The organism is Desulfatibacillum alkenivorans DSM 16219, from assembly GCF_900142135.1.
Classification (GTDB): domain Bacteria; phylum Desulfobacterota; class Desulfobacteria; order Desulfobacterales; family Desulfatibacillaceae; genus Desulfatibacillum; species Desulfatibacillum alkenivorans.
Map to the genome: position 1 here is coordinate 145,584 of NZ_FQZU01000008.1, position 13,761 is coordinate 159,344.

A 13,761-nucleotide genomic window follows, 5' to 3' on the forward strand; every position below is an offset into this window, starting at 1 on the left:
GTTGCGCGTGCAGCGGCAGGAACTGGGGCTTGCGCCTGCGAGCCGAATTCAGCCTCCAAGGACTCAAGTTGCATTGTAGTTCCAGGGCTTGCCCTGTTTTTTCTATACGCTCCATTGGCCGCAGGTCATGTGTTTGGGGATGGAGCGCATTCCCGCTGTCTTGCGCGCAGCGCCATAAAAAAGGTCTTTGCGGAGCTTTCAGGAAAGCGACTCGCCGAAGGCAGGCGCCAATTTTTGCAGTTCAAAGCCTGAAGCAGGTCCACAACTTCTAATTCATTTAAAAATCTAATTTATGATTTTTTAGTGGTATTTTCATTTTGAATAAAGGCAGGCTGGTTGAAGATTGCTGAGGTAAGATTGGGAAAGGAATTAGGAAAAGTGGGCGGCTTGAGGCGCCTATGGGAGCCTTGCCGCAACTACGGTGGGATGGGTTCTCAGATAAACCCTAATACTACAAGTGCGCCTGCCGAAAGATGGCGGGCGAGACGGCGTAAACCGAACGTTTGCATCGACTCACCCTAATCGACGAGTTTATTACTCGTCTATTTTGGCTTTTATGCCATAAATCCTGGTAGTAGTCAATGAACAATTTCATGGGGGTAATGTTGCCTGTTTCACACAATTCCCGGCTCATTCCCTGATTGGAAGGCCAAGTTTCTGAAAAGCGAGTGACATGGAAAGACCGCTTGTGTTAATGCTTGGGTCGCTGCTTAAGGGGAGCCGTTGTTTCTTCGGACCTGAATGATTTCAAGATATCGGCGCCGTTTATGGAATGGCATGCCGGAGCATTGTGCATGGATATGGAACGGGACCACTATGAGGATGTAGCGTTCTTTACGTCGCGTTTGGGCGTGTTTTGGTTTGTCATCCTGGCGTCCGGGCTGCTTCTTTTTCCTTTTATCGCTTCCAACTATCTGAAAACCTATTATATATATGTCGCCAACTGCATCGCTGTCAATGTCATCGCCGCCATAGGCCTTAATCTGCTCGTGGGATGCACGGGACAGATATCCTTGGGGCACGCCGGATTTTTTGCGGCAGGCGCTTATGCAACAGCGGCGCTGACCGGCAAACTGGGGGCGCCGTTTTTGCCGGCTTTGCTGATCGCCGCCTCCCTTTCCGCTTTGCTGGGCTTTTTACTGGGCCTGCCCGCCTTGCGGTTGGAGGGGCCGTATTTGTCCATCGCCACGTTGGGTTTTGGGCTGACCATCACGCAAATTATCGGCAAAATTCAATATCTGGGGGCCCGTCAGGGCCTGCACGCCCCTGATTTGGTGATCGGCCCGTTTAATTTGAATTCGGACGCGGAAAAGTACTATTTATTCGCCGCAATGGCCTTTGCAGCCTGCCTGTTCGCCCGCAACCTGATGAAAACCAGGGTGGGGCGGGCCTTTATCGCCATCCGGGATTCGGACGTGGCCGCGTCAACCATGGGGGTGAACCTCATGATATACAAGACCCTGGCCTTTGCCGTCAGCGCGTTTTTCGCGGGACTGGCCGGGGGGCTTTACGCCTTTGTTTTGGGATATATACAGCCCGACACCTTTAATTTGCTCATGTCCATCATGTTTTTGGCCATGATTGTCGTGGGCGGCCTGGGCTCCATATCGGGCGCCGTCGCCGGGGCGGTTTTGCTGACCTGGCTGGACCTGACCCTGCGCAACGTCCTGGACGTCCCCGTATTGGGGGATTGGCTGAAGAGTCTGTCCCAGTCTTATTTTTCCATAACCGGGGTCAGCAATATCCAGTATATTGTATTTGGCTCCATCATGGTTTTGATCATGCTGTTTGAGCCTCTTGGCCTGCACGGCATATGGCTTCGCACCAGGCAGTATTGGAAAGCCCGATCTGACAGGGGGCGCCGCGGTTAAAATTTTTGCAAACCCGCAGGGCGCCGGCTGGGCCGGCGCCTGCCAACGGGTTGGACGGTGAAATGGCGGAGTTTTTGCAAATAATGCTTAATGGGGTCGCCGCGGGCAGCGGCTACGCCCTTATGGGCATTGCCATGGTCATCATATACAAGACCTCGGAGGTGGTGAACTTCGCCCAGGGGGAGATGGCGCTGGCGTCGGTTTTTTTCACCTATTTGATCCTTCAAAATTACGGAATCCCCTTTGTTTACGCCATGCCTTTGGCCGCTTTGTTCGCGGTGTTTGTGGGCTGTGTGCTGGAGTTTGCGGTTCTAAGGAGAGCCCGGCGGCAAACCACGTTGGGCATGATCATCGTAACCATAGGGCTGGAAATGATACTCATGGGCCTGGTTTCCTGGAAATTCGGCGCCGATCACAAAGTGATGCCCTTTCCCATTACCGAGTTCGACTCCATTTGGCTGGGGGGCTTTTATGTGACCACGTTGGAGGCTGTCACCTTTTCCGTTGTCTGGGCTGTCATGCTGGGCTTGTTTGTGTTTTACCGCTACACCCGTTTAGGCTTGATCATGAAGGCGACCCAGCAAAACAGGTCCGCGGCCAAACTCATGGGGGTGAGGACCAACCGGGTGCTCATGTTCACCTGGGGCTTGTCTTCCCTAGTCGGCTGCATCGCCGGCCTGCTTCTGGCCCCCCGGTCCATGGAGCCTTTCATGATGTGGGACCCCATGCTGAAAGGCTTCGCCGGCGCTGTGGTGGGAGGGATGACCTCCATACCCGGGGCGGTGTTCGGCGCCTATTTTATAGGCGTAGTGGAAAACCTGTTCGGCCGTTACGCGTCTATGGAATTTAAGTCTGCAGTGGCTTTTGCTTTAATAGTAATTGTATTGTGTGTTAAACCAAGCGGGATTTTTTCTCGCCATTATGTTAAAAAGGTATAGTTAAACATACTCAAAGCACTCATGGACAGGAGGACTGGCATGAGAACACATATTCTTTTAGCATCATTTGCTTTATTCTTTCTGATTGCATGCATGGGCTTTCCCGCCTTTGCGGAAGAGGGCGTGACCGATACGGAGATTCATATCGGCCAGTGGGGGCCGCAGACCGGCCCTGCCGCAGCCTGGGGTTCGGTGGCCAGGGGCACGGGCGTTCTTTTTGAAATGATCAACGAAAAAGGCGGCATTCACGGCAGGAAGATCATCTACCACACTTTCAACGACGCCTACAACCCGGCTCAAACCCTGGCGGGCGTCAAGCAATTGCAGGAAAGCGTGGGGATTTTCGCCTGGGTGGGGGGGGTGGGTACGGCCCCTGGAATGGCTGTGAAAGACTACCTCATGGAGCGCAAAGTGCCCTGGATCAGCCCGGCTTCCGGCTCCATGCACTGGATAGATCCCCCGCAAAAATATCTTTTTGCAACCTATCCCCTGTATAAAATGGAAGCCAAGGCTTTATGCCGCTACTCGGTGGAAATTCTGGGTAAAAACCGGATCGCCATCGCCTATCAAAACGACGACTACGGCGCCAACGGCCTCAAGGGCGCCAAGGAGGAGCTTGCAAAACACGGCCTGACGCTGGTCGCCCAAGTACCCGTGGACACGGGGGAAGGCGATCTGAGGCCCCACGCTGCAAAACTCAAGCAGTCGGATGCGGATACGGTCCTCTTGTGGGTGGCGCCCAAGCACGCCATTGCGTTATTGGGGGCGGCCAAAGCCATGAAGTACGATCCCCAGTGGATGAGCACCAGCACCTGTTCGGACTATCCTTATCTCTACGATATAAGCAAAGGCCTGTGGGAAGGCGTCATCACCACCTTTTTCGGGGACGGGCCCGACTCCTTCGGCCCCCTCATGCGGGAATATAAAGCCGCCTACGACAAATTTGCGGCTCCCGGCGAGAGATGGGGCACCTTTTTCACTGCAGGCTTTGGCTTTGCAGAACCCCTGGTGGAAGCCCTGCACCGGTGCGGACGGGACCTCTCCCGCGAACGCCTGGTGGAGGAGCTGGAAAAGCTGCAATATTTCCGGGGCGTCATGGGCAGAATCAGCTTTGCCCCCTTTGACCCGGACGACCCCATGTGCCGTCAGGGGCAGACCGAAGTGTTTATCGCCAAATGCGTGGAAGACGGCGATATGGTCCAGTTGACTGATTGGCTGAAAATCGACTGATTTCGCGGAGCCTTTCCGGAAGGCCTGCAAACCGCCCGGGCGTTAATAAAAAGCCTTTGTAGCAGTCGTTGCGTATCGGCGGGCGAAGCGGCCCCGGCTTTAAAAGGATAGTGCATGGCGTTTTTCAGGGTGGAAGAACTTTCCATGTGGTTCGGGGGGCTGGCGGCTCTGGACGGGGTTGGATTTGAAATCCTGCAAGGCTCGATTTTTTCCGTCATAGGCCCCAACGGGGCTGGCAAGACCACGCTTTTCAACTGCATCAACGGAATCTACAAGCCCGCAAGCGGCTCCATCCTCTTGAACGGCCGGGAACTGACCGGCCAAAAACCCCACGCCATCGCCAAATTGGGCGTCGCACGAACGTTCCAGAATATTGAACTGTTCTCGCAAATGACGCTCATGGAGAATCTCATGCTGGGCAGGCACCTGTTTATGAAAACCGGCCTGTTTCGAGGGGGCTTCATGTGGGGAAGAAAATCCTTTGCAGGGCGGGAGGAGGTTCTCCATCGAAAAAAGGCGGGAGAACTCATTGAATTGCTGGAGCTTCAGGAGTACAGGGGGCGGCCCGTGGGCGCCCTGCCGTACGGAATTCAAAAAAGGGTGGAGCTTGGAAGGGCTCTGGCCATGGAGCCCAAACTGATTTTGCTGGACGAGCCGTGCGCCGGAATGAACGCCGAAGAAAGGCGCGACATGATCATGCGCATTAAAACCGTGAAAGAGGCCTTGGGGGCCGCCGTTTTTTTGATCGAGCACGACATGGCGATTGTCATGGACATATCCGATCAGGTTCTGGTCATGAACTTCGGCAAGCCGGTCGCCCAGGGGACTCCCGGCCAGGTGCAGGCTCACCCCGAGGTGGCGGCCGCTTATTTGGGGGAGGACGACCCGGATGAATGCCTCGCTTGAGCTAAAAGACGTTCAAACCGGCTACGGCCTCATACAGGCGGTGCGAGGGGCGTCCTTTGCTGTCAGGCGGGGGAGCGTCACAGCGTTATTGGGCAACAACGGCGCGGGAAAATCCACGCTCCTGAAAACCGTCATGGGTTTGATTCCCGGCCAGCCCCAAAAAGGCGAAATCCTCCTGGACGGCGAACGCATCAACGGCATGGACACGGAAAGCATCGTCCGTCTGGGCGTCTCCTATGTGCCGGAGAACAGGGCTGTCTTTCATCAGCTTAGCGTGCAGGACAACCTGATCATGGGCGCTCACGTCCGGAAAGACCGCCGCGCCTTAAAAACCGACCTGGAACGGATATACGAATTTTTCCCCATCCTGGCGGACAGGGTTAACCAGCCGGCCGGAACCCTTTCCGGCGGCGAGCAGCAAATGCTGGCCATCAGCCGGGCCATGATGTCCAGGCCGCGCCTGTTGCTCCTGGACGAACCCTCTTTGGGGCTGTCTCCATTTCTTGTTCGCAAAATATTTCACATTATAAGGATCATCCGGAACCAGGGCGTAACCATTTTGCTTGTGGAGCAGAATGTGCGCAAAGCTCTGGCGATAGCAGATTACGCCCTGGTTATGGAAAGCGGCAGGCTTGTCAGCGCAGGGCCAAGCACTGACTTGAAAAACGATCCAAGGATAAAGGATTTCTACCTGGGATTAAATATCCGGGAAACGCAGGAACCTTCCTGCTAATTGAAGATCGTTCTTACGGCGGACCGGCGGCTCCCTGGTTGGTTTATTCAAAAAACTACGAGTTCATAAGAAAGCGGACCTGCATCAAAAGCGCTGGATCGTTTTGAGAAGGGGGGGACGGACAGCCGATTTACTTGTTTCGCCAACCAATTGATAATAATGTTGATTTAAGAGATAGCGGGACGGGGGCGGGCTCTTGAAGGGGTTGGCGGCAAACTTTTCAATCCGCTTTTTACTTTCTTGGGGGGGATGAGATATTCAGGAATTTTTCGTGTATGGCTGATCATGATTGACGAGGGCCGCCCGGTGAAATATGCTTAAGGATTGAAGGTATTAAATTTATGCCTCCAGCGTCCTGTTCATTGCCTGCTGAATACGAGTGAAATGCCGCGGCTGGCTGCCGAACAGGTCCATTCAGATGAAGTCGTTTGAATTTTTGCCTGAAAAGTTGTACGAATAAGAGTTTGAAGCTGCTCCCGCCGTTGCAGTTGGGCAAGGCTCCGTCACGCGGGCTTTTGCCTGTCTAATCGAGGGAATACATACTGGTGAAGAATCGTAGAAAGGAAGGGACGAGCTATGGAATTGACTGTGGTGCAGTCGAGTGACGCTTATACCCATCTGGCATTGGCCGGCAGGCTGGATGTCGCGGGCGAACAGGCTGTTGGGACGGAATTTGCCGCTTATGCAGGCGCCGGAAAGTCCCTGATCGTTGACCTGAGCCAGGTTTCCTTCTTGGCTTCCCTGGGCATCAGGATGCTTTTCCAGGGCGCGAAAACGCTGTTTGCCGGGGGCGCAAAAATGGTTTTGTTAAATCCCCAGCCTCTGGTGGAGGAAATCCTGCAGACCGCCGGTCTCACGGAGCTCATGCCTATCACCCACGACGAAGGCGAAGCCCAGACCATCGCAAAGGGATAGAACCTTCCCTTGGCAATTCGCGTTGGCTTTAGCGGCGTTATCGTGAATCACTAACTTGCCGCGCCCGCCCCGGCGGGGTTTGGCATGGAAGGGGATGCAGGCTGTGCTATGGCCCGGGTTTTGGAAATTGCTTTAAAAAGCGACTATGATGAGCTTGGACGCATTTGTATATCCGTCAATGAGTTTCTTGAGTCTCATGAACTTAGTCCAAGGGTGCTGTACGGCGTCAATCTGGCCCTTGAAGAAATTCTGACCAATATTTTCAAATACGGTTATGACGACGAGTGCAAGGACCACGATATCTCCGTGCGCCTGGAAGTGGAGGGGCCGGGAGTTTCCGTGCAGATCGTCGACGACGGAAACAGCTTCGACCTGGAAAAAGCTCCGGAGCCGGATTTATCCATCCCCATATCGGAACGCACCATCGGCGGCCTTGGCATCCACCTGGTTCGCAATATGCTGGATACCATTAATTACCAACGGGTGGACGATAAGAATATTATAGAACTTAGCATCAAGGGAGAGGCCGCTTGCAGCGGTAAAGATTAGTCATGGAAGCCACCGACCAATCAGAACAGGCCGTAAGGCTGAAAAAGCTGATCGAAGCCAACCAGACCATTGCCAGGGTTGAGTCTTTGGAAGAACTTTTTCCCATGCTCATGAGCCTTGCCAAGGAAGTGACCAACGCCGAGGCCTCGTCCATCATGCGGTATCGGCCCAACCGGAATGTGCTTGAGTTTGAGTTGGCGTCCAATGAAGGGGCGGGCAACCTGGACAAGATTCTCCGGGAAAAAATCACCCTGAAGCTGGGCGAGGGCGTTGCAGGCTGGGTGGGCGAGAACAGAGAATCGGTCAATATTCGGGACGCCCAGAACGACCCAAGGTTCTCCCGCCGCGCCGACAGCGAAACCGGGTTCGTCACCCGCGCCATCCTGTGCTCCCCCATTTTGCACGAAAACGAGTTGCTGGGCGTGGTCCAGGTTCTGAACCCCAAAAGCTCGAGGAATTTTGACGACGGCGACCTGGAAATCCTGGAGGCCTTCGCCGGCCTGGCCGCCGTGGCCATCGTCCGGTCAAGGCTGTTGGAAAACCTCATCGCCCAGGAGAAGCTCCAGGCCGCCAAAAACGCGGCAGACATTGTGGAGGCGGCTGCAGACGCCATCATCACCTTTGGCATTGAAAGCCTTCGCATCCGGGGAATCAACCCCGCAGCCATGCGCATTTTCGGCTACGACCACGACGAATTCATGGACATGTCCATGCTGGCATTGCTGGAGCACGGGGAGGAAGAGGACATCCTGGACCGTATATTCTCCGGCGAACTGCACGAACTGCCCGGCCTGCGAAAAAGCGGGGAAGCCTTTCCCATGGAAGCGGTGGTTCGCATCGGCGGCAAGCAGGGCGAAGAGTTTTTCATAGGAACCTTTCGGGACGTCACCAAGAAAAACGAGGCCCTTCGCAAGCTGTACTCCGAGCTGTCCAAGGCCGCTGACTACGTAAAAACCCTGCTGCCCTCCCCCATAACGGACGGGCCTTTAAGGGCGCACTGGCGGTTTATACCGTCCACGTCCCTGGGCGGAGACTCCTTCGGCTACCATTGGGTGGATGAAGAACATTTCGCCATATACCTGCTGGATGTGTGCGGCCACGGGGTTCATGCTGCGCTGCTTTCCGTGTCCGTTATCAATGTGCTTCAGTCCCAATCCCTGCCCGGCACTGATTTTAAGGAGCCGGATCAGGTGCTGAACGCCCTGAACAACGCCTTTCCCATGGAACGGCATAACGAAATGTACTTTACCATGTGGTACGGGGTTTATAACCGGAAAACCCGCACCCTGGTTTACGCCAGCGGGGGGCATCCGCCCGCCCTGCTCATGACCAGCGGCCCCAAAGGGCGCATCCGCCCCATCGGCCTTAAGACCCCCAACATGTTCATTGGCGGCATGCCCAACGTCAAATATAAAAAGAACGAAGTCAAGATCGAAGGCCAATGCCGCTTGTTCGTCTTTTCCGACGGCGTCTACGAGATCGAAACGCCCGAAGGGGTTATGTGGAAGTATGAGGAGTTCCAGGATTTTATGGTCAACGTGCCTCCCAATGAAGGGGCGGAGATGGACCGCCTTTTTGGACATGCGAAAAAGCTGTGTGGAGAGGACACCCTGGACGACGATTTTTCCATCATGGAAGTAGTCTTTGATTAAATCGGCGGGCTTTGTTTGCTGGAGAACTCATCCCGGACGGCGGTTATGGGCAGGTGGATGATGAATGTGGTCCCTTTGCCGGGCAGCGACTCCACGCGCATGGCGCCCCGGTGTTTTTCCACAATGATAAAATAAGAAACGGACAAACCCAGGCCAGTGCCCTGGCCCACCCCTTTGGTGGTGAAAAAAGGCTCAAACACCCTTTTTCTCACATCCTCAGGCATCCCGTTCCCATTATCTTCAACCTCCAGCCTCACCATATCGCCTTCTTTTTTTAGTCGAAGCGTAAAACAAGGCTGGCCCGCGCTGTAGGTTTTTTCCGCCATGGCTACGGCGCCGTTTTTCAACAGGTTTAAAAGAACTTGCTGAATGTTCGTGGCTTCGCATTCAACCAGGGGAAGGCCGTCTTCAAACTCCCTTTCGATCTTGATCTTTTTAAAGTCATAATCCCTTTTCAGATCGTAATCGCTGGACGCAAGCTCCAGGGTTTTTTCCACCAGCGCCTTTAGATCGTGAGCCAGGAACAAAGACTCGGTCTTTCTGGAAAAGCCGAGCATATTGTCTACAATCGCCGCAGCTCTCTGGCCTGATTCCCTGATGTTATTCAGCATGGTGAATATGCCGCGGTTCTCCATATAGGCCTTGATGCTCCCAAGGTCCATGCCCAGATTCGAGGCTTCTTTCAGATTCGCAGGAAGATTTTCCGACAAGCGGTTAAGCAGCACCTCCGCGTTTTGAATCATGCCGGCCAGGGGATTGTTGATTTCGTGGGCCATGCCGGCGGCGAGTCCTCCAACCGAAAGCATTTTTTCCGATTGAATCATCATTTCCTCGATACGCATCTGTTCCGTTACGTCGTCAAGCCGGATCACGGCGCCGCCCCGGTCTTCAGACGTCAAAGGATAAATGGTGACGTCCAGGAATTGCTGCCGTCCTTGTATCTTTACCGGAACGTTGGTTTCTTTGTGCGGCTTGCCGGTGCTCTGGGATTTTTGCACCAGATCGCATAAAGTCAGAATGTGGGAAAACGTTTCCCTCAAGGTCCTCCCCAGGGCCTGGGATTCCCCAATCCCGCTGAATTTTTCCGCTCCCAGGTTCCAGTGGGTTATTTCTCCGTTTTCATCCACCCCGATCAATGCAGACGGCATGGAATTGATGATATCGCTCAACAAGCGGCGCAAGCGGGTCATTTCACGCTCCGCCTCTTGTCTGCTGGTCAGGTCCCGGCAATTGACCACAATGCCGTTAATCCCCGGGGTCTCTAACAGGGAGACCACAAGGACCTGGTAATGCACATACTCGCCGGAAGCGTTTATCAGCCTGGCGTCCTCTATGGTGAATGTTTCCCCTTCCGACTGCATGGCGCGATGGAGCACCTCCTCAAATTCAAGCTGGTCTTCCGGATGGATGAACGTTTGGTAATCCGCTCCAATAAACTGATTGTAATCAAAACCGGAAAGGCGAGCCGTTGAGGGGCTTACATATTTTATGGTCATTTCCGGGGAAAATATGGATATGCTATCCGAGGTGTGTTCCGTGATGGCCCGGAACATTTCCTCGCTTTGGCGGATATCCCGAAGCAGCAACAGGGAGTTCAGGGCTTCTCCTATACGCAGGCCTATTTCATTGAAAAGATTTTTCTCCCAATCCGTCCACTCTCGGGAGTGGGAGCATTGGTGCAGGCCGAACAACCAGGGCTTGCCTGTTTGCGGAAACATGGCCACGGCAAGCAAGGACTGCACTTTCAACCGGTTTTCCGGGTCTATGTCCAAATCGCCCGGCTCAAAGTATTGCTCCCCAGGAGCTTTTGTCTCTATATACCCGGCGAACATACGCGCCATCCCCGGCGTCATGGGAATGTCCCTCCTCTGGATTTCCGGATTTTCATATTCAGGCCTGGCGCGCTCCCAACTGATCTGAATCGAGGGGGCCTCCGGGTCCAAAGGATAAAGAAGCCACGCCCGGTCGCACTGGAAAACATCCAGAACCTCCCCCAGCACCTTGTCCAGGGCCTCCTCCAATTCCTGTTCTCCGGACAATTCCTGCTCCACCCGAGTCAGGTGCTTGAAAAAGGTCAGGTGCTCCTGCACCTTTTCCTCCGCTTCCTTCCTTTCCGTGATGTCCGTGCAGCAGCCTTCAATGGCGATTATGCTTCCTTCTTCGTCAAACACTCCGGTGTTGGTCTGGTAAATCCAACGCTCCTTTCCGTTTTTATCCACGATTTTGTATTCATAGGAGGGAGGAACCTTGCCTGCCAGCAGGCTCTCCCATTCCCTTTTGAACATGGGAATCCAATCCGGATGGACAATTTCTTTGATGATCTTTGGCGTGCTGAGAATCTCCTCGGGAGTGTAACCGAATATCAGTTTTGAGGCTTGGCTGCAGTATTCGTATTTTCCGTCGGGAATGCTCATGCGATAGACCACCTCATTGAGACGATCCAATAAACCGGCAAAACGCTGCTCGCTGGCCATCAGCGCCCGGGTCTGGATTTGCACCTGCCTTTTTAGCACGCGGGTCCACAAATAAGCCATGAGCAGCAAAAAAATGAGAGGCAGAATCACCCATAAAAGATACTTTTTAAGCATCTTTGAAGCAGGCTCAGGTTCAAACACTCCAAACCATTTTCTGTGGATTTGTTCAAATTCCCCGGAGGCCCTAAGGATTCTCAATCCTTCGTTCAATCCCGCCAACAAGGATGCGTCCCCTTCCCGAACGGCGAAGCAATATTCCCGGGGTAATATGGGCGGCCCAACGGTGACTAAATTATTCAGCCCATTTTTCCGGGCGTAGTAAAGCCCCTGCATTTTAGGAACCAGGGCGCAATCCGCTTTGCCTGAAGCAACCAATTTAAGGACGCCGCTTTGATCCCGGGCCGTCAATATCTGCTTCCCTAATTTCTGACTCAGGACATAGTCGTGCATGATATCCCCCTCCTGCACGGCTATGCGGGCGTTCTTTATGCCCTCCATGGAACGGATTTTGGAGCCTTTTTTGACGAATAATCCATGGGTTACAATGACATGCGGGCTGGAAAAATCCACATGCTGATCCCGGTCCGGAGAATAAAACATCCCGGTTATCATGTCGATGCGGCCCTTTTCCAGGTCCTCTCTGACTTCTTTCCAGGGCCCTAAGCTGATTTCCGGCTTATACCCCATGATGCGGCAGACGGCGTTCAACACATCAAGGTTAAACCCGACGGGCTTTCCGTTTTCAAGCGTTTCATAAGGCGGGTAGGCCCAGTCCCCGCGCGCCTTGAGGGTTCCGTCCGGCGAAACGGCAAGGGAAAAACCGGACAGACCCCAAACCCATGCAAAGGTCAGAGCAACCAACAGCAAGCGCCCGGCCAGGCGCGGCAGGAATTGTGGGGAGGGATTGCTAATCTGCATAATGGCCCTTATAAATGGGCGTTCCTTAAGAAGTTTTTATTCTGAGAACTGCTTCCTGTGAATATGCAAATATCACACCAGGCGGCCTTTGCGCCATGGATTTCATTAGTGCTGGAAATCCTTTATTATTTGTCCAAGCAGGGCGATGCCTTGATCCACCTTGGGCGTCAACGTTCCGCCGCAATTGATGCGAATGCAATTGCGATACCTGTTGGAAGTCGAACATATCAGCCCGGGCAAAAAACATATGCCCTCCTTCTCCGCAACCTTATACACCTCAAAACTGTCAACCCGCTCGTCCAACTCCACCCATACAAGCATCCCCCCTTGAGGCATGGTCAGCTTGGCATCCGCGGGAAAATGCTCCCGAAGAGCCAGGGACATATTGGCCACATTGTTTTTCAGCAGGTTTCTCAGACGCCGTAAATGCCTTTCATAAGCGCCGTTTTTCAGATACTGGGCTATCACGTGCTGCGGAAGGCTCGCGGAACTGATGTTTGTGTTGCACTTCATCCGGATGACCCGCTCCGTAAATTTTCCAGGAAGGGTCCAGCCTACGCGAAGCCCGGACGACAGCGTCTTGGAAAAAGAGGAGCAAAAAAGCACCATGCCCCGGCGGTCGAACGACTTTAGCGTAGCCGGCCGGGTTTCCCCAAAATACAGATCCCCGTATATATCGTCCTCAATGATGGGAATATCCCTCTCTCCCAACAGTTCCACCAACTCCTCCTTGGCCTCCGAAGGCATGGAGCCGCCTGTCGGGTTCTGAAAAGTGGGGACGAACACGCAGGCCTCCACCGAAATGCGGTCTATAGCGTCCTTAAGATGAGGCAGGCTGATGCCGGTTTGGGGATCCGTGGGTATTTCCAGGGCCTTCATGCCCAGGTCCTCGATCAATTGCAACAGGCCGTGAAAAGTCGGGGACTCCACCGCGATGACGTCGCCCGGCTTGGCCACGGCGCGCAAACAGAGAAAGACCGCCTCCAGACAGCCCTGAGTAATGATTACCTCATCAACCATCCCCCGTTTGGCCGTTCCCGTGGTGCGCCGGACTATTTCCCGGCGCAGCTCCGGGCTGCCGGCGGGATGCTCGTACAAACTCAGCAACCGGGCCATGTCTTCCCCGGATACCGATTTTAACTCCCGCGTCAACTGCTTTATGGGGAGAAGAGACGGGTCCGGCATGGCCCCGCCCAGGTTGATAATTCCCGGCTCGCTGATTTTCTCCACAATCACTTTGGCCAGGGCGTCCACATTAACCGGCTTGGGAACCGGCTCCACCAGTTTCAGTTTGGGCGCTGCCTGCTCCCCGTGCAGCCTGGCTTTGACGAAAAAGCCCGATTTGTTCCGGCTTTCCACCAGCCCGCGCTTCTCCAATTCAATATAAGCCTGATACACCGTGGAAATGCTCAACCTCGCCCGGGCGTGCAGCTTGCGTAAAGACGGGAGGCGATCCCCCGCCCGATATTGCCCGGAGGCGATTTTGTCCTGAATTTCATTTGCCAGGGATACGTATTGGAATTGTGCGGGCATGTCCTTCTCCCGGAAAACTGTTATGATAGAATTTCTATAAAA

At 54.1% G+C, this 13,761-nt stretch carries 10 protein-coding genes; 8 read left to right on the top strand and 2 right to left on the bottom strand.

The annotated features are described in order from the left end of the window. The first annotated feature begins 794 nt into the window (after positions 1-794). The 8 genes from BUE18_RS09215 to BUE18_RS09250 all read left to right on the top strand — a co-directional run bounded on the left by BUE18_RS09215 (position 795) and on the right by BUE18_RS09250 (position 8,794). Positions 795-1,871 carry a branched-chain amino acid ABC transporter permease gene (locus BUE18_RS09215; protein ID WP_073475083.1) on the top strand — a complete coding sequence of 359 codons (1,077 nt, stop codon included), beginning with the start codon at positions 795-797 and terminating at the stop codon, positions 1,869-1,871. Positions 1,872-1,933: 62 nt separating this feature from the next. Continuing rightward, positions 1,934-2,809, top strand: coding sequence for a branched-chain amino acid ABC transporter permease (locus tag BUE18_RS09220; RefSeq protein WP_073475085.1), 876 nt, complete (start codon positions 1,934-1,936; stop codon positions 2,807-2,809). Between the two features lie 39 nt (positions 2,810-2,848). After that, positions 2,849-4,039, top strand: a complete 1,191-nt coding sequence (locus tag BUE18_RS09225) for an ABC transporter substrate-binding protein (protein ID WP_073475086.1) — start codon at positions 2,849-2,851, stop codon at positions 4,037-4,039. Between the two features lie 114 nt (positions 4,040-4,153). Continuing rightward, positions 4,154-4,945, top strand: coding sequence for an ABC transporter ATP-binding protein (locus tag BUE18_RS09230; protein ID WP_073475088.1), 792 nt, complete (start codon positions 4,154-4,156; stop codon positions 4,943-4,945). Beyond that, the gene (locus tag BUE18_RS09235; RefSeq protein WP_073475090.1) at positions 4,929-5,678 is read left to right on the top strand and encodes an ABC transporter ATP-binding protein; all 750 of its coding nucleotides are present in this window, start codon (positions 4,929-4,931) and stop codon (positions 5,676-5,678) included. Before BUE18_RS09230 ends, BUE18_RS09235 begins: the two co-directional genes overlap by 17 nt. 576 nt (positions 5,679-6,254) lie before the next feature. Beyond that, positions 6,255-6,593 carry an STAS domain-containing protein gene (locus tag BUE18_RS09240; protein ID WP_073475091.1) on the top strand — a complete coding sequence of 113 codons (339 nt, stop codon included), beginning with the start codon at positions 6,255-6,257 and terminating at the stop codon, positions 6,591-6,593. Positions 6,594-6,677: 84 nt separating this feature from the next. Then, positions 6,678-7,142, top strand: coding sequence for an ATP-binding protein (locus BUE18_RS09245; RefSeq protein ID WP_083610894.1), 465 nt, complete (start codon positions 6,678-6,680; stop codon positions 7,140-7,142). Positions 7,143-7,144: 2 nt separating this feature from the next. Further along, positions 7,145-8,794 (top strand): GAF domain-containing SpoIIE family protein phosphatase, encoded by a 1,650-nt coding sequence (locus BUE18_RS09250; RefSeq protein ID WP_073475095.1) that lies wholly within the window; start codon positions 7,145-7,147, stop codon positions 8,792-8,794. Here the strand turns inward: BUE18_RS09250 and BUE18_RS09255 are convergent. Continuing rightward, positions 8,791-12,186: a PAS domain S-box protein gene (locus BUE18_RS09255; RefSeq protein ID WP_073475097.1), complete on the bottom strand. Its 3,396-nt coding sequence runs from the start codon at positions 12,184-12,186 to the stop codon at positions 8,791-8,793. The two genes, BUE18_RS09250 and BUE18_RS09255, sit on opposite strands and share 4 nt — an antisense overlap. Positions 12,187-12,291: 105 nt before the next feature. Beyond that, entirely contained in the window at positions 12,292-13,719 is a 1,428-nt protein-coding gene (locus BUE18_RS09260; protein WP_073475099.1) for an aminotransferase-like domain-containing protein, read from the bottom strand. Positions 13,720-13,761: the final 42 nt, after the last annotated feature.

Bases quoted from the DNA above. Each gene is read 5' to 3' on its own strand.
- BUE18_RS09215 (WP_073475083.1), top strand. From the start codon at position 795: ATGGATATGGAACGGGACCACTATGAGGATGTAGCGTTCTTTACGTCG.
- BUE18_RS09220 (WP_073475085.1), top strand. From the start codon at position 1,934: ATGGCGGAGTTTTTGCAAATAATGCTTAATGGGGTCGCCGCGGGCAGC.
- BUE18_RS09225 (WP_073475086.1), top strand. From the start codon at position 2,849: ATGAGAACACATATTCTTTTAGCATCATTTGCTTTATTCTTTCTGATT.
- BUE18_RS09230 (WP_073475088.1), top strand. From the start codon at position 4,154: ATGGCGTTTTTCAGGGTGGAAGAACTTTCCATGTGGTTCGGGGGGCTG.
- BUE18_RS09235 (WP_073475090.1), top strand. From the start codon at position 4,929: ATGAATGCCTCGCTTGAGCTAAAAGACGTTCAAACCGGCTACGGCCTC.
- BUE18_RS09240 (WP_073475091.1), top strand. From the start codon at position 6,255: ATGGAATTGACTGTGGTGCAGTCGAGTGACGCTTATACCCATCTGGCA.
- BUE18_RS09245 (WP_083610894.1), top strand. From the start codon at position 6,678: ATGGAAGGGGATGCAGGCTGTGCTATGGCCCGGGTTTTGGAAATTGCT.
- BUE18_RS09250 (WP_073475095.1), top strand. From the start codon at position 7,145: ATGGAAGCCACCGACCAATCAGAACAGGCCGTAAGGCTGAAAAAGCTG.
- BUE18_RS09255 (WP_073475097.1), bottom strand. From the start codon at position 12,186: ATGCAGATTAGCAATCCCTCCCCACAATTCCTGCCGCGCCTGGCCGGG.
- BUE18_RS09260 (WP_073475099.1), bottom strand. From the start codon at position 13,719: ATGCCCGCACAATTCCAATACGTATCCCTGGCAAATGAAATTCAGGAC.